Source organism: Amycolatopsis sp. NPDC049688 (assembly GCF_040674975.1).
In the GTDB taxonomy this organism is placed as follows: domain Bacteria; phylum Actinomycetota; class Actinomycetes; order Mycobacteriales; family Pseudonocardiaceae; genus Amycolatopsis.
In genome coordinates, this window is record NZ_JBFANY010000007.1 from 226,466 (window position 1) to 241,876 (window position 15,411).

Genomic DNA, 15,411 nt, shown 5'->3' on the forward strand with positions numbered 1-15,411 from the left:
AGGTCCCCTCTACCGTCCCTGCCATGACCGAAAAGAGCACGGTGCGCACGCGGGAAATGGCCTGCGAACTCAAGGGCCAGCGCGAGCTGAAACGGATGACCCTGCGCGAACTGGCCCGCCGCGCGGACTGGTCGGCGTCGAAGGTGTCGGCCTGGGAGAACGGCCGCCGCATCTCGCCGATCGATGCGGCGATCTACCTCGCCCACTGCGGGACCAGGGCCGCCGAACGCGCGCGGCTCCTGGAGCTCGCCAAGCCGCCCAGCGACCTCTACTGGGTGCGGCCCTACTTCGACAAGCTCGTCGACCCGATGAAGTCCCTCGTCATCCAGGAGAACCTCGCCGACACGATCGTCTCGCACAGCCCCACCGCCATCCCCGGCATGCTGCAGACCGAGGACTACGTCAAGGAGCTCCACGAACTGACCGGACGCTACACCGCGGACCGCCTCAAGCTCCTCGTGCAGGCCCGGCTCGACCGGCAGCAGCTCCTGCAACGGCGGAATCCGCCGCGCTGCCTGTATTTCGTCTACGAGCGGACGCTCCGGACCATCCTCCGCGACCCGGCGCTGATGCACGAGCAGCTGCAGTACCTGGTGCTGTCGACCAACCTGCCGCACTGCACCATCCGGGTCCTGCCGGAGTCCGCGCTGCCCTACCACCTGGTGGGCAGCCGGTTCACCCTCATGGAATTCCCCGAACACCCGCCGGTCGTCTACGAGGAGACCTACGCGGCGGGCCTGTTCATCGACGACCGGGTCGCGGTCGAGGCGTTCTACGTCCTGACCACGAGGCTGGAACAAGCCGCGCTTTCCGAGGGACAATCGAGGGAGTTGCTCATCCGGCTGGCGGACGAGTTCGAGCGCATGAAGGAGTGACCGATGGCGGGCCGCGGACTGGTGTGGTTCAAGAGCAGTCACAGCGATGCGGACACCGAGCACAGCACCTGTGTCGAAGTCGCTCTCGACACCCGGATCACCGCGGTCCGCGACTCGAAGGCGCCCACTGCCGGGCACCTGACGGTCGCCCACCGCGCGTGGAGCGCGCTGCTCAGCTCGCTGCGCTGACGCATTTCCCGTCGTGCCAGACCGCCCGGGTCCGCCCGGGCAGGTCGGTCACGTCGAGATCCGTGCCGTCCAGCAGCACCAAGTCGGCGCGCAATCCCGGCTCGATGCGGCCGCGGTCGTCGTCGAGGCGGAGCAACCGGGCCGCCTCGGAGGTGGCCGCCTTCAGGGCGGCCGCCTCGCCGAGCACCGCGGCCAGCAGCCGCAGCTCGGTCGCCAAGTCGACATGGGGACGCGGAGCGAGGTCCGAACCGGCGGCGATGCGGACGCCCGCTTCGACCGCGAGGCGAAGTGACCGGCGGTGCGTCTCAGCGAACTCGCTGTCGCTGATCGGCGAGAGCGTCGGCACGTACCAAGCGTCGGCCAGCGCGGCAACGGCGGAGTCGTCGAGGAAGGTGCCGTGCTCGATGCTGCGCGCCCCGGCGCGGGCGGCCGAGACGACCGCGGCGGACGTGTGCGCGTGCGCCAGGACGTCCCGGCCGCAACGGCGGGCCTCGTCGACCAGCGCGACGAGTTCGTCGTCGGTCGGGCGCACGTCCGCACCCGAGCGCACCGCCCGCATCGCCCCGCTCGCGCCGACCTTGATCCAGTCGGCGCCCGCCCGCACCATCCGGCGGACCGCCGCGCGCGCCGCGTCCGGTCCGTCGAACAGCGGGTCCGGCAGCGACGGGTCGCCGTAGTGGTCGACGGCGCCCGCGGGCGGCTCCCAGCTGTCGCCGAGCCCGCCGGTGGGGCCCAGCTGCCGCAGGCTGATCAGCAGGTCCGGTCCGCTGATCCACCCTGCACGCAGGGCGTGCTTGAAGCCGGCGTCGGCGCCCCAGGCGTCCCGGACGGTGGTGATCCCGCGCGTCAGCAATCCCCGCAGCACCGGCACGGCTTCGAGGATCCGCGCACTGCGCGGCAACGGCTCGGGCCGCGGAAAGGCGACGTGCGCATGACAGTCGATGAGCCCCGGGATCAGCAGCCCGCCCGCGCAGTCGACGCGCTCGCCGTCGAGTCCCAGGCCCACTTCGGCGATCCGCGAACCGTCCAACCGGACGTCCGCGCGGGTGGATTCCCCGGTTTCGGGATCGAACACCCGCCCGCCGGCGAGCACCGTCACCGGAGCTCCTTGCGGTAGATGAGGAAGTCACACGGCGTGGCCAGCAACGGCGCCAGCTGCGGATAATCGTCGGCGAAGTCGGCGCGGTGCGTGACGCGGTAACCGAGCCGCCCGTACCACTCGGCGAGGAACTGCTTCGACGGATGCGTCCACTCCCGCGGCATCAGCAGTTCGAGCTGCATGGCCCGGCACCCCGCACCCCGGCTCGCCTCCTCGGCGAACCGCACGAGTTCCCGCCCGGCACCCAGCCCCCGGCGCGCCGGATCGGCGGCGAGCATGCCGAATTCCCCGGTCCCGTCATCGAGCCGCCGAATCCGCACGGCCCCGGCAAGGTCACCGTCGACGAAGGCGGCGGCGATCTCCCCGTCCCGCACGAACCCGGCCACCTCCTCGGCGGACGTCCGGTCGGCGCTCCCCCGCCAAAGCCCCTTCTCGGACTCGGCGTAGACCTGGTTGACCAGCGCCGTGACCCGTTCGATCACGCCGCGGTCGGCCGACGGCGGCAGCAGTGCGATCTCCATGCGCCCACCTTGTCACGCCACGGCGAGGATCTCCGCCGCGAACCCGGCCAGCTCCGGCTCGCGGCGGACACAAGCCTCGGCCAGCCGGGTGATGTCGGCGGCCCAGTCACCGGTCGCCCGGTCGGCCGAGCCGAGGCGCTCGAAACCCCGGTCGAGCAGCCCGCGCGCGTCGTCGAACCGGCCCCGCACCACGGACTTCACCGCACCGAGGGCGTTGGCCAGCGCGCTGGCGGGCCGGGACCATTCGCCTTCGGCGGCCGGCACCGGCCGGTTGTCGGCCGCCTCGGTCCGCACGTCGAGGTCGAGCCGCCAGAACACCGGCACGCCCGCGAACCGCACGAAGACCAGCCGCTGCACCGGCGAACGCAGGAAATCCGGGGAAAACCGCACCGCGGCCACCGGCTGCACCGCCGACAGCACCGGCGCCACGTCGAGGCACTCCGGGAACACCGCGGCCGGCACCAGCCACTCGACGTCGATGTCGCTGCAGGCGTCCGCGGTGCCGTGCGCGAGCGAACCCCGCAACGACGCTCGCGAACCGGCGCGAGCCGCCTCCAGGGCGGTCAGCACGCGGTTCGCGAGCGTCGAACGGGAAAGGGTCACTTGTCCCGGCGGAACAGCTTGTTCCCCAACCACACGATCGGGTCGTACTTCCGGTCCGCGACGCGCTCCTTCATGGGGATCAGCGCGTTGTCCGTGATGTGGATGCCCTCCGGGCAGACCTCGGAACAGCACTTCGTGATGTTGCAGTACCCGAGCCCGTGCTCGTCCTGGGCCGCGTCACGGCGGTCCGCCACGTCCAGCGGGTGCATCTCCAGCTCCGCGATGCGCATCAGGTACCGCGGCCCGGCGAAGGCTTCCTTGTTCTCCTCGTGGTCACGCACCACGTGGCAGGTGTTCTGGCACAGGAAGCACTCGATGCACTTGCGGAACTCCTGCGACCGCTCGACGTCGACCTGCTGCATCCGGTACTCGCCCGGCTTCAGGTCCGCCGGCGGCGTGAACGACGGGATCTCGCGCGCCTTCGTGTAGTTGAACGACACGTCGGTGACCAGGTCGCGGATCACCGGGAACGTCCGCATCGGCGTCACCGTGATCACCTCGTCCTCGGTGAACGTCGACATCCGCGTCATGCACAGCAGGCGCGGGCGGCCGTTGATCTCCGCCGAGCACGAGCCGCACTTGCCCGCCTTGCAGTTCCAGCGCACGGCGAGGTCCGCGGCCTGCGTCGCCTGCAGCCGGTGGATGATGTCGAGGACGACTTCGCCCTCGTTCACCTCCACCGTGAAGTCCTGCAGCGCGCCGCCGTCGGCGTCACCGCGCCAAACCCGGAAACTCGCCTTGTAGCTCATGCCTTGCTCCCGGGGTGCGTCTCGAGCTCCGCGTCGGTGTAGTACTTCCCGAGTTCACCGAACTCGAACAGCTCCAGCAGGTCCTGCCGCAGCGGCACCTGGGCCTTCACCTCGACGTCGATGTCCGGCACCACCGGGTTGTCCCCCGGCGTCGCCGAACAGACGAGGAGCTTGTTGCGCCAGTCGGCTTCCATGCTCGGGAAGTCGTCGCGCGTGTGCCCGCCGCGGCTTTCGGTGCGCGTCAACGCCGCCTTCGCGACGCACTCGCTGACCATCAGCATGTTGCGCAGGTCGATCGCCAGGTGCCAGCCGGGGTTGAACTGGCGGTGCCCTTCGACGGTGACGCGCAGGATCCGCTCGCGCAGCTCGGCCAGCTTCACCAGCGCCTGCTCGATCTCGCCCGCCTTGCGGATGATGCCGACCAGGTCGTTCATCGACTGCTGCAGCTCGGTGTGCAGGGTGTACGGGTTCTCGGCGGAGGCGCCGGCAGGCGGGTCGAACGGCGCCAGCGCCATCTTCGCCGCGGCGTCCACATCGGACTCGCTCACCGCGGGCCTGGCCTCGAGACCGAGCACGTACTCGGCCGCGCCGAGCCCGGCGCGCCGGCCGAACACCAGCAGGTCGGACAGCGAGTTGCCGCCGAGCCGGTTGGACCCGTGCATGCCGCCCGAGCACTCGCCGGCCGCGAACAGGCCCGGCACGCTCGCCGCCGCCGTGTCCGGGTCGACCTCGATGCCGCCCATGACGTAGTGGCAGGTCGGGCCGACCTCCATCGGTTCCGCGGTGATGTCGACGTCCGCCAGCTCCTTGAACTGGTGGTACATCGACGGCAGCCGCTTGCGGATCTCCTCGGCCGGCAGCCGGCTGGCGATGTCGAGGAAGACTCCGCCGTGCGGGGAGCCGCGGCCCTCCTTGACCTCGGAGTTGATCGCGCGGGCCACCTCGTCGCGGGGCAGCAGGTCCGGCGTGCGCCGGTTGCTCTCCTGATCGGTGTACCAGCGGTCGGCTTCGTCTTCGCTTTCGGCGTACTGCCCCTTGAACACGTCGGGCACGTACTCGAACATGAACCGCTTGCCGTCGGAGTTCTTGAGCACGCCGCCGTCGCCGCGCACGCCCTCGGTGACGAGGATGCCCTTGACGCTGGGCGGCCAGACCATGCCGGTCGGGTGGAACTGGACGAACTCCATGTTGATCAGCTTCGCGCCCGCCCGCAGGGCCAGCGCGTGGCCGTCACCGGTGTACTCCCACGAATTCGACGTCACCTTGAACGACTTGCCGATGCCGCCGGTGGCGAGCACGACCGCGGGCGCCTCGAAGAGCACGAACCGCCCGCTTTCGCGCCAGTACCCGAAGGCCCCCGCGATGCGGCCGTCCGTCGTGAGCAGCTCGGTGACCGTGCACTCGGCGAAGACCTTGATCTTCGCCTCGTAGTCCCCGGTCTCGGCGAAGTCCTCCTGCTGCAGCGAGACGATCTTCTGCTGCATCGTGCGGATGAGCTCGAGCCCGGTGCGGTCACCGACGTGCGCCAGCCGCGGGTACGTGTGCCCGCCGAAGTTGCGCTGGCTGATCCGGCCGTCGGCGGTGCGGTCGAACAGGGCGCCGTAGGTCTCCAGCTCCCAGACGCGGTCCGGTGCCTCCTTGGCGTGCAGCTCGGCCATCCGCCAGTTGTTGAGGAACTTTCCGCCGCGCATGGTGTCGCGGAAGTGGACCTGCCAGTTGTCGTTCGAGTTCGCGTTGCCCATCGAGGCAGCGCACCCGCCCTCGGCCATCACCGTGTGCGCCTTGCCGAACAGGGACTTGCACACGACCGCGACGCGGAAGCCGCGCTCGCGGGCTTCGATCACGGCGCGCAGACCGGCGCCACCGGCACCGATCACCACCACGTCGTAGCTGTGCCGTTCGACCTCGGTCATGAAGAGATTCCACCTCGGAACTGGGGACGTCTGTTATGGGGAAGAACTAGTTCACGAACCGCAGGTCCGCAATCGCGCCGCTGGCGACGAGCATGACGTAGAAGTCGGTCAGCACCAGCGTGCCGAGCGTCGTCCAGGCCAGCGTCATGTGGCGGGTGTTGAGCTTCGTGACCTGCGTCCAGATCCAGTAGCGCACCGGATGCTTGGAGAAGTGCTTCAGCCGCCCGCCGGTCACGTGCCGGCAGGAGTGGCAGGAAAGCGTGTAGGCCCAGAGCAGGATCACGTTGGCGAGCAGGATGACGTTGCCCAGCCCGAAGCCGAAGCCGCCGGTCTTCCCGTGGAACGCCGTGATCGCGTCGTAGGTGTTGACCAGCGAGACGATCAGCGCCACGTAGAAGAAGTAGCGGTGGACGTTCTGGATGATCAGTGGCAGCCGCGTCTCGCCGGTGTACTTGGCGTGCGGTTCCGCGACGGCGCAGGCGGGCGGGGAGAACCACACCGACCGGTAGTAGGCCTTGCGGTAGTAGTAGCAGGTCAGCCGGAACCCGAGCAGGAACGGCAGCACCACGAACCCGAGCGGGATGAACCCGGGCAGGTCGCCGAACCAGTGGCCGAAGTGGCTCGAGCCCTCGACGCAGGAAGTGGACAGGCAGGGCGAATAGAACGGGGTCAGGTAGTGGTAGTCGGGCACCCAGTACGCGGTGCGCACGAACGACCGGACCGTCGCGTAGATGATGAACGCCGACAGTCCGAGCACGGTCAGCAGCGGCTGCAGCCACCACCGGTCCGTGCGGAGGGTGCGCTCGGCGATCCGGGCCCGTTTCGGGGCCCGGACGCCGGTGCCGACGCCGTTGTCAGCGGGTGCGCTCACCGCTGGTCGCGCTTGTAGCCGCCGACGCCTTCGTCATCGGCGCCGTGCCACAGCGCCGGGTCGTAGGGCGTGTCGGGAACGGGGACGCGTTCGGCGGCCTTCGCCTGCGCGGGCACCGCGAGGGGCACGCCGTCGAGGTCCGCGGTGTCGATGTCGAGGCGCTCGACGTCGTTGGCGAGCCGGCGCACCGCCGACGCGTCGCCGTAGCGAGAGCGCAGCGCGCCGACGCACTGCCGGAGCTGGCCGATGGTTCGCCGCAGCTCGGCGATCTCGGAGGTGGACATCATGCCTCCCGTGTGGTGGGGCTGGCAGGGAACCGGCGAAGGCAACCTTCGAAGGCACTGCCACGCGTCGTGCAGTGTGACAACTAGCACACTAACGGTTCCGGAGGTGATCGGGGTCACGCGAATCGATCTTCTGAATCGATTTTGATTCGGCGTTTTCCCGAGGTAGTGTGGCCAGTGTCACGACCCAGAGGCGTCAGCGCTGCCGTCCCGCGGACCACCCCCACACAGTGATCCGGAGCCGGACATGAGCCCCGCCCCCACCACCCAGCTGCACCCCGTCGTCGCCGAGGTCACCGCGCGGATCGCCGCGCGCAGTGCCGCGACCCGGGCCGCCTACCTCGACCGCACGACGGCAGCGTATGCCGAAGGCCCGGTGCGCCGCGGTCTCGCCTGCAGCAACCTCGCCCACGGCTTCGCCGCGATGGACGGCGTCGACAAGGAAGCGCTGCGGGCCGCGCGCGCTCCGGGCGTCGCGATCGTGTCGTCGTACAACGACCTGCTGTCGGCGCACCAGCCGATGCAGGAGTACCCGGCCTGGCTGAAGAAGTCGGTGCGGTCCGCCGGCGGTGTCGCCCAGTTCGCCGGCGGCGTGCCCGCGATGTGCGACGGCATCACGCAGGGCCGCGCGGGCATGGAGCTGTCGCTGTTCAGCCGCGAGGTCATCGCGATGTCGACGGCGATCGCGCTGTCGCACGACATGTTCGACGCCGCGCTGCTGCTGGGCGTCTGCGACAAGATCGTCCCCGGCCTGCTGATCGGTGCGCTGTCCTTCGGTCACCTGCCTGCCCTGCTGGTGCCCGCCGGGCCGATGAACTCGGGGCTGCCGAACAAGGAGAAGGCGCGCGTCCGGCAGCTGTACGCCGAGGGCCTCGCGACCCGCGAAGACCTTCTCGACGCCGAAGCGGCGTCGTACCACTCGGCCGGCACCTGCACGTTCTACGGCACGGCCAACTCGAACCAGATGGTTGTCGAGGTGATGGGCCTGCACCTGCCCGGCGCCAGCTTCGTCCAGCCGGGTTCTTCGCTGCGTCAGGCGCTGACCGAAGAGGCCGGGCGGCGGGTCGTGGCGCTCTCGCGCGGCGAGGAGTACACGCCGGTGTCGCGGATCCTCGACGAGAAGGCGTTCGTCAACGGCGTCATCGCGCTGCTCGCCACCGGCGGCTCGACGAACCACACGATGCACCTGGTCGCGATCGCCGCGGCCGCCGGCATCCAGCTGACCTGGGACGACTTCTCCGACCTGTCGGCCGTCGTGCCGCTGCTGGCGCGGGTCTACCCGAACGGCAGCGCCGACATCAACCACTTCCACGCCGCAGGCGGCATCCAGTTCCTGGTCGGCACGCTGCTCGACGCCGGCTTCCTGCACGAAGACGTGCACACCGTGGCCGGGTTCGGGCTGCACCGGTACCGCGCCGAGCCGATCCTGTCCGACGGCGAGCTGGTCTGGCGGGACGTGCCCACCCGCAGCCTCGACGAAGAGGTGCTGCGCCCGGCGTGGCGGCCCTTCGCCGCGGACGGCGGGCTGCGGATGGTCGAGGGCAACCTCGGGCGCGCGGTGGTCAAGGTGTCCGCGGTGGCGCCCGAGCACCGCGTCGTCCAGGCGCCGGCGCGGGTGTTCACCACCCAGGAGGAGTTCAAGGCCGCCTTCGACGCCGGCGAACTGGACCGGGACGTCGTCGTGGTGGTCCGGCAGCAGGGACCGCAGGCCAACGGCATGCCGGAGCTGCACGGCCTGACGCCCGCGCTGGGCGTGCTGATGGACCGCGGGTACGCCGTGGCGTTGCTCACCGACGGCCGCATGTCGGGCGCGTCGGGCAAGATCCCGGCGGCCATCCAGGTGACGCCGGAAGCCGCGGCGGGCGGCCCGATCGCGCGCATCGCCGACGGCGACGTCATCCGCCTCGACGCTGCCACGGGCTCGCTCGACGTGCTGGTCGGTGACGAAGAACTCGCCGGGCGTGAACTTGTGGACGCCCCGCCGTCCGAAGCATCCTGGACCGGCACCGGCCGGGAGCTGTTCGCCGCGTTGCGTCGTGCGGTCGGCCCCGCCGACCAGGGCGCATCCGTGTTCGGCGGCTTGACGCCGGAGCACTTCGGAGTTTCCGCTTTCGCAACCCAGGAGGTCGGTCAGTGACCACCGGTCAGGACCTGCTCGAGCTGTCCCCCGTGATGCCCGTCGTGGTGATCGACGACGCCGACGACGCGGTGCCCACGGCCCGGGCCCTGCTCGCCGGCGGGATCGGGGTCATCGAGCTGACCCTGCGCACCCCGGCCGCCTTGGCGGCGATCGAGCGCGTCGCCGCCGAGGTGCCGGACATCGTCATCGGCGCCGGCACCGTCGTTTCGCCCGACCAGGCGAAGCAGGCGGCCGACGCGGGTGCGAAATTCCTCGTGACGCCGGGCTGCACGGACGCCGTCGTCGACGCGTGCTTCGAGTCCGGGCTGCCGTTCCTGCCGGGCGCGAGCACCGTGTCCGAGGCGATGCGGCTGGCCGAACGCGGGCTCACGGCGCTGAAGTTCTTCCCGGCCGAGGCGTCCGGCGGCGTCGCGTACCTGAAGTCGATCGCGGGCCCACTGCCTTCGCTGCGGTTCTGCCCCACCGGCGGGATCACCGTGGCTTCGGCGCCGTCGTACCTCGCGCTGCCGAACGTCGGCTGCATCGGCGGCTCCTGGCTGACGGCCTCGCTCGACCCCGCCACGATCGAGAAGCTGGCCGCGGAAGCCGCCGCGCTGTAGCGGAGATCACTGCGAGTCATCGCTTTACCCGAACGGTGGAATGCGCGTCCGCATTCCGGGAGCACCGTTCCAGCGCGCTGGAAGGGTGCTCCGTGCGGGTGTGGCGCCCGTCATGGAAATCAGCCGCGTCCCGCTGAATGGCGCAACCACCACCCTGGTGCGTTATTTACCGGCCTGTTATCGTTTCTCTTCGCTGTTTCCAGCGAGGAGAATCCGTGTCCCTGACCAGCGTGGTCGCGCCCAATCCTGCCCCCGATACCATTGCCGCCCTTGTCGGCGAACGCCTTTCGGTGTCCGCACTCCACCAGCTGGGCGGCACTCTCGGCGGCTATTCCTTCGTCAAGGTCGTGGTCGACCGCGAGCAGGCGAAGATCCACTTCCTGAACAACGCACGCCATTCCTTTCACGCGATCTATATCGGCGAAGAGATCCTCGGTGTCCCCGACGAACGCGTGCGCGCGGAGATCGACTCGTACAACGAAACCTTCTACCACGCCCCGGACCGCCGGTTCCTGCTCGGCATTCTCGCGCTGCACCCGCAGCTGCTTTCGCTGGAGACGGTCGAGGTCGACACCATGCCGGCCGAGCTGATCCGCGAGTTCCACGCTTTCGTCGCGCAGTACGTCGACCCGTCGCTGCCGCTGGTGTTCAAGCCGGCCAACCAGCGGCAGGAGCGGATCGTCCGGGAGATCCCGGCGAGCGAGCTGCCCCGCGTCTTCGCGCACGAGCTGTTCTCGACGGCCCCGTTTGTGGCGCTGAACCCGGGCACGGCCACCGGGCGGCTGCGCGCGTTCCGCAGCGAGGCCGAGTACCGGGCCGCGAAGCTGGACTGGACGGACATCATCGTGATGGACCGCGTGCCCGACGACATCCCGCGGCTGGCGGGGATCGTCAACGCGCGGCACACGACGCCGTTGTCGCACACCAACGTCCTCGCGACCGGCTGGCAGATCCCGAACGCCGTCCAGCTCGGCGCCCTGGCCGAGGTCGAGCGCCGCGGCCTCGACGGCAAGTGGGTCGAGTACACGGTCGACGCCACCGCGTTTTCCCTGCGGGAGATCGACGAGCCGGCCGACGCGGCACCGCCGTCCTGGTACGCCCAGCGCGTCACACTGGAGCAGCCCGAGGCCGACCACAGCCCGATCGTGAACCTCGCGCGGCTGCGGGCGGCCGACCGCCACCGCTACGGCACGAAGGCGGCCAACCTGGGCGAGCTGCACCACGTGCTGGCGCACGGGTCGCAGCGGCTGCTCGGCTTCTACCAGGTGCCGCGGCCTCCGCGGGACAACCTGCTGCCGTACCTGGCCCGCCTGCTGGACGTCCCCCTCGACGCCGACCTGGGCGCCGCGGCCCGCCGGCTGCTCGACGAGCACGTCCGCGTCCCGCGGGGCATCGCGCTGCCGTTCTCCCTGCAACGGCGGTTCCTGGAGTCGTCGCCGCGGATCCAGCAGGCCATCGGGAAGCTGAAGATGGCGTGCGAGCTGGACGCGCGGGAGATCGAGCCGCTGTGCGTCGAGCTGCAGGGGCTGATCCGGTCCGCGCGCATGCCGGGGGCGCTGGCCGGCGAGATCGATTCGGCGCTGGTGTCGCAGCTGGCCGGGGTGCGGGCGTTCGTCGTGCGCAGTTCGTCCAACGCCGAGGATCTCGCCGGGTTCTCGGCCGCCGGGATCTACGAGTCGCACAACCACGTCACCACGGCGGAGCGGATCTTCGCCAGCGTCAAGGAAGTCTGGGCGTCGCTGGTGTCGGTGCGCAGCGTCCGGCTGCGGCAGCAGGCCGGCATCTCGCTCGACGAGTGCTACATGGGCGTGGTGATCCAGGAGCAGGTCGCGGCGGACTTCGGCGGCGTGCTGGTGACGACGAACCCGATGAACCGCGCGGACTTCCGCACGGTGTACGTCAACGTGTCGCCGCGCGTGACGGACGTCGTCGACGGGTCGGCCCTGCCGATGCAGTACCTGTATTCGACGGTCGAGGGCGGCGGCCGCACGCTGTCTCTGGGCGACGCGCCGGCGGACCTCGACGCGCGGGCGCACGACCGGCTGCAGCAGCTGGCGATCGCCGGCCGCCTGCTGCAGGGCCACTTCTCACCCGACTACACGTTCGGCTCGCCGGTGGACATCGAGTGGCTCGCCGACGGCGACCACCTCCACCTCGTGCAGCTGCGCCCCTATTCGGCCTGACCTCCCGGGAGAAACGACCATGCTGGGCCTTCGCCTGCCCGCGAAACCCGCCGTTCAGCGCGCCGTCCGGCTGAGCTACGGGTTCCAGTTCTTCTTCGGCCTGCTGCTGTGGGTGCCGATCTTCTACCAGTACCAGAAGCTCGCCGGGCTGTCCGACGGCGAGATCTTCGGCATCCAGAGCATCTATTACCTCGTGTTCTGCCTGCTGGAGATCCCGACCGGGATGATCGCCGACCGCTTCGACTACCGCACCTCGCTGGCGGCGGGCGCGGGCGTGCTCGTGACGGCGAACCTGGTGCCGGTGCTCTCCGGCTCGTACGCGGGTTTCCTCGTGCACTTCATCCTGATCGCCTTGGCCCGCTCGCTGGTGTCGGGTGCGCAGAGCGCGTACCTGTACGAGTACCTGCACGCATCCGGCGCCGGGGAACACTACCTGCGCGTGGAAGGCGTCGGCCGCGCGTACAGCCTGGTCGGCAAGATCGTGTACTGGCCGGTGATCGGCCTGCTGATGGCGTGGAACCTCCCTTCCCCGTACTGGCTGACGGCGATCAACGCGGCGGTCGCGCTGGTGTTCGCGGGCAAGCTCCCGCCGATCCCCGGCGGTCGCCGCGTGACCGGCAGGACGGCCTCGGTCTTGGCGGGCGTCGGCGGCGCGCTGTCGGCGCTGCGGTCGTCCCGATGGCTGGTGCTGCTGATGGTGCAGGGCATCGCGATGTTCACCCTGGTGCGCATCTGCCAGGTGAACCTGTTCCAGCCGATCCTGGAGTCGAAGTCGCTCTCGGTGAACTGGTACGGCGCGCTCCTGGCTGCGATGACGGTCTTCGAGGCCCTGGGCGCGGCCCGCCCCCACCGGCTCCGCCGCGCGATCGGCCCGGTGGGTTCGGTGTTCACCCTGACGATCGTGATGGCCCTGTGCCTCGGGGCGATGGTCTTCGCGGGCCCCTTCCCGGCGGTGGTGCTGCTGTGCGTGTTCGCGGTGGCGACGGGGATCGCGTTCCCGGTCCAGAAGCAGCTGCTGAACGACTCCATCCCGGACTCCCGGTACCGGGCAACGCTCCTGTCCATGGAGTCCATTGTGGACCGGGCGGTGTGCGCCCTGGTGGCGGTGGCACTGGGCGCGTACCTGGCGACCGGGCAGCTGAACGAGTTCCTGGTGCTGACGGCCGTGGTGACGTGCGTGGCGATGGGCCTGCTCGCGGTGCTGCTGCTGGCGGTCCGCAAGCACCGCTCGGACCGGCGGGTGCCGCCGGCCCGCCGTTCCGCCCAGGCCGTGGAGCTCCGCGCGCAGGGCCGGCTGGGAGAAGTCCGCCGCTGACCGCCGCGCCGGGTACGGCCGGCGCGATCAGTCGATGACGGCGTCGTCGAGCAGGGTGGACTCCGCGCCGTACTCGCGGAGTTCCTCCCTGATCACGGTGTACGCCAGCCCCTGCGGGTACCCCTTGCGGGCCAGGAAGCCGAGCAGCCGCCGCAGGGCGGTCTGTTCGTCGACGTTGCCGAGCGAGCCGAGCCGCTTGCGGACCAGTTCCCTGGCCATCTGCTCCTCGGATGCGCGGTCGACCTCCCCCGCGGCCTGCGCGGCGACCTCGCCGTCGACGCCCTTGCGCCGCAGCTCGGCCACCAGCGCGGTCCGGGACAGGCCCTGGTTCGCATGGCGGGACTTGACCCACAGTTCCGCGAACTCCGCGTCGTTGACCAGCCCGGCCCGGTCGAGCTTGCCGAGCAGGACCTCGCTGGTCTCCTCGTCGAACCCCTTGCGGTGCAACGCCTGCCGCAGCTCTTCCTGAGTCCGCGGGCGAGCGGCCAGGAGATCGAAGCAGATCTCCTTGGCCTTCTTGTACCGCTCCTCAGGAGGAAGCTCAGCGGGCGGCACCTTGGGCGCCCTGGCCACCTCGATCACTCCTCGTTCTCACGACAACCACGGCCGCACACCACCAAAGCCGAGCGTCACCGATGCCGCGCACCACCCGGCCCGCAGGTCACCACCCGACGCAACCCCGGCGGGGGTCCAGGGGGCTCGCCCCCTGGCGGGGGTCCGGGGGTTCGACCCCCGGAAGACACGGCGAAGGGATAAAGGCGAGCGCACTCCGCGAGCACACCTCACCCAATCCCGCCGCCCCGCCCGATCAGAAATCGACCGGCGCCGGGACCGCCTCGACGGCTGCCGCGTCGAGCTGCGGGCCGATGCCGAGCTTCTCCTTGATGCGCTTCTCGATCTCGTTGGCGATGTCCGGGTTGTCGCGCAGGAACCGGCGCGCGTTCTCCTTGCCCTGGCCGAGCTGGTCGCCTTCGTAGGTGTACCAGGCGCCGGACTTGCGCAGGATGGCCTGGTCGACGCCCATGTCGATGAGCGAGCCCTCGCGGGAGATGCCCTGGCCGTACAGGATGTCGAACTCGGCCTGCTTGAAGGGCGGGGCCACCTTGTTCTTGACGACCTTGACGCGGGTCCGGTTGCCGACCGCTTCGCCGCCGTCCTTCATCGTCTCGATGCGGCGCACGTCCAGGCGGACCGACGCGTAGAACTTCAGCGCCTTGCCACCGGTGGTCGTCTCCGGGGAGCCGAACATGACGCCGACCTTCTCGCGGAGCTGGTTGATGAAGATCGCCGTGGTGCCCGAGTTGGACAGCGCACCGGTGATCTTCCGCAGCGCCTGGCTCATCAGTCGGGCCTGGAGGCCGACGTGCGAGTCACCCATCTCGCCCTCGATTTCGGCGCGCGGCACGAGCGCGGCCACGGAGTCGATGACGAGGATGTCGAGCGCGCCGGAGCGGATCAGCATGTCCGCGATCTCGAGGGCCTGCTCACCGGTGTCCGGCTGGGAGACGAGCAGCGCGTCGGTGTCGACGCCGAGGGCCTTGGCGTACTCCGGGTCGAGCGCGTGCTCCGCGTCGATGAACGCCGCGATGCCGCCGGCACGCTGCGCGTTCGCCACCGCGTGCAGGGCGACCGTGGTCTTACCGGAGGATTCCGGGCCGTAGATCTCGACGACGCGGCCGCGGGGCAGCCCGCCGATGCCGAGGGCGACGTCGAGGGCGATCGAGCCGGTCGGGATCACGGCGATGGGCGGGCGGGTGTCCTCGCCGAGGCGCATCACCGAGCCCTTGCCGTACTGCTTGTCGATCTGCGCGAGCGCGAGCTCGAGCGCCTTGTCCTTGTCGGGTGCTGCAGGCATGGAAGTCCACCTCGCTGGTCTAAGCCCCGGTCTCGGGGGCTCTGTGTCGGTTCTTCAGCTGTCCGGTCCGACGCTAGCGGCGGGGACCGACAATTCCAGGCGCGGCGCCCAATCTGTGGATCGCTGGACCCGATGTGGACAACACCATAGACGAACACCTGTTCGAGGTCGGCAGCGACACACCCTTGCGCTAGGATTTTCGCCCGCCCGGGTCA

15 protein-coding genes are annotated in these 15,411 nt (G+C 70.2%); 6 read left to right on the plus strand and 9 right to left on the minus strand.

Annotated elements, in window-relative coordinates:
- The first annotated feature begins 23 nt into the window (after nt 1–23).
- Complete coding sequence (locus AB0J55_RS24345) at nt 24–875, plus strand: helix-turn-helix transcriptional regulator (RefSeq protein ID WP_364252541.1); 852 nt, start codon at nt 24–26, stop codon at nt 873–875.
- Between the two features lie 3 nt (nt 876–878).
- Nucleotides 879–1,064 carry a DUF397 domain-containing protein gene (locus AB0J55_RS24350; protein WP_364252544.1) on the plus strand — a complete coding sequence of 62 codons (186 nt, stop codon included), beginning with the start codon at nt 879–881 and terminating at the stop codon, nt 1,062–1,064.
- On the opposite strand, the gene AB0J55_RS24355 is transcribed toward AB0J55_RS24350, so the two are convergent.
- From AB0J55_RS24355 to AB0J55_RS24385, 7 genes are read right to left on the minus strand one after another with little or no spacing between them, the layout of a single operon-like run.
- Entirely contained in the window at nt 1,048–2,163 is a 1,116-nt protein-coding gene (locus tag AB0J55_RS24355; protein WP_364252547.1) for an amidohydrolase family protein, read from the minus strand. The genes AB0J55_RS24350 and AB0J55_RS24355 overlap by 17 nt on opposite strands.
- Nucleotides 2,160–2,684, minus strand: a complete 525-nt coding sequence (locus AB0J55_RS24360) for a GNAT family N-acetyltransferase (RefSeq protein ID WP_364252550.1) — start codon at nt 2,682–2,684, stop codon at nt 2,160–2,162. Before AB0J55_RS24360 ends, AB0J55_RS24355 begins: the two co-directional genes overlap by 4 nt.
- Before the next feature lie 12 nt (nt 2,685–2,696).
- On the minus strand, nt 2,697–3,287 hold the full coding sequence (locus AB0J55_RS24365) for a hypothetical protein (protein WP_364252553.1): 591 nt from the start codon (nt 3,285–3,287) through the stop codon (nt 2,697–2,699).
- Nucleotides 3,284–4,036: a succinate dehydrogenase/fumarate reductase iron-sulfur subunit gene (locus tag AB0J55_RS24370; protein ID WP_103351534.1), complete on the minus strand. Its 753-nt coding sequence runs from the start codon at nt 4,034–4,036 to the stop codon at nt 3,284–3,286. Before AB0J55_RS24370 ends, AB0J55_RS24365 begins: the two co-directional genes overlap by 4 nt.
- Nucleotides 4,033–5,949, minus strand: coding sequence for a fumarate reductase/succinate dehydrogenase flavoprotein subunit (locus AB0J55_RS24375; RefSeq protein ID WP_364252556.1), 1,917 nt, complete (start codon nt 5,947–5,949; stop codon nt 4,033–4,035). The genes AB0J55_RS24370 and AB0J55_RS24375 overlap by 4 nt, the downstream gene beginning before the upstream one ends.
- A 46-nt stretch (nt 5,950–5,995) precedes the next feature.
- Nucleotides 5,996–6,820, minus strand: coding sequence for a hypothetical protein (locus AB0J55_RS24380; protein ID WP_013224225.1), 825 nt, complete (start codon nt 6,818–6,820; stop codon nt 5,996–5,998).
- Nucleotides 6,817–7,104, minus strand: a complete 288-nt coding sequence (locus AB0J55_RS24385; protein ID WP_003054488.1) for a hypothetical protein — start codon at nt 7,102–7,104, stop codon at nt 6,817–6,819. The genes AB0J55_RS24380 and AB0J55_RS24385 overlap by 4 nt, the downstream gene beginning before the upstream one ends.
- Before the next feature lie 247 nt (nt 7,105–7,351).
- Here AB0J55_RS24385 and edd point away from each other — a divergent pair, with 247 nt between their 5' ends.
- The 4 genes from edd to AB0J55_RS24405 all read left to right on the plus strand — a co-directional run bounded on the left by edd (nt 7,352) and on the right by AB0J55_RS24405 (nt 13,341).
- A complete protein-coding gene (gene edd / locus AB0J55_RS24390) occupies nt 7,352–9,241 on the plus strand; it encodes a phosphogluconate dehydratase (RefSeq protein WP_364252559.1) in 1,890 nt (629 codons plus the stop codon).
- Nucleotides 9,238–9,843: a bifunctional 4-hydroxy-2-oxoglutarate aldolase/2-dehydro-3-deoxy-phosphogluconate aldolase gene (eda, locus tag AB0J55_RS24395; protein WP_364252562.1), complete on the plus strand. Its 606-nt coding sequence runs from the start codon at nt 9,238–9,240 to the stop codon at nt 9,841–9,843. Before edd ends, eda begins: the two co-directional genes overlap by 4 nt.
- Nucleotides 9,844–10,058: 215 nt before the next feature.
- On the plus strand, nt 10,059–12,026 hold the full coding sequence (locus AB0J55_RS24400; RefSeq protein ID WP_364252565.1) for a PEP/pyruvate-binding domain-containing protein: 1,968 nt from the start codon (nt 10,059–10,061) through the stop codon (nt 12,024–12,026).
- A 19-nt stretch (nt 12,027–12,045) separates the two neighbouring features.
- Nucleotides 12,046–13,341, plus strand: coding sequence for an MFS transporter (locus AB0J55_RS24405; RefSeq protein WP_364252568.1), 1,296 nt, complete (start codon nt 12,046–12,048; stop codon nt 13,339–13,341).
- A gap of 27 nt (nt 13,342–13,368) precedes the next feature.
- Here the strand turns inward: AB0J55_RS24405 and AB0J55_RS24410 are convergent, their stop codons facing one another.
- The gene (locus AB0J55_RS24410) at nt 13,369–13,896 is read right to left on the minus strand and encodes a regulatory protein RecX (protein ID WP_364253089.1); all 528 of its coding nucleotides are present in this window, start codon (nt 13,894–13,896) and stop codon (nt 13,369–13,371) included.
- A gap of 253 nt (nt 13,897–14,149) precedes the next feature.
- Nucleotides 14,150–15,196, minus strand: coding sequence for a recombinase RecA (gene recA / locus AB0J55_RS24415; protein ID WP_003054505.1), 1,047 nt, complete (start codon nt 15,194–15,196; stop codon nt 14,150–14,152).
- Nucleotides 15,197–15,411 lie beyond the last annotated feature (215 nt).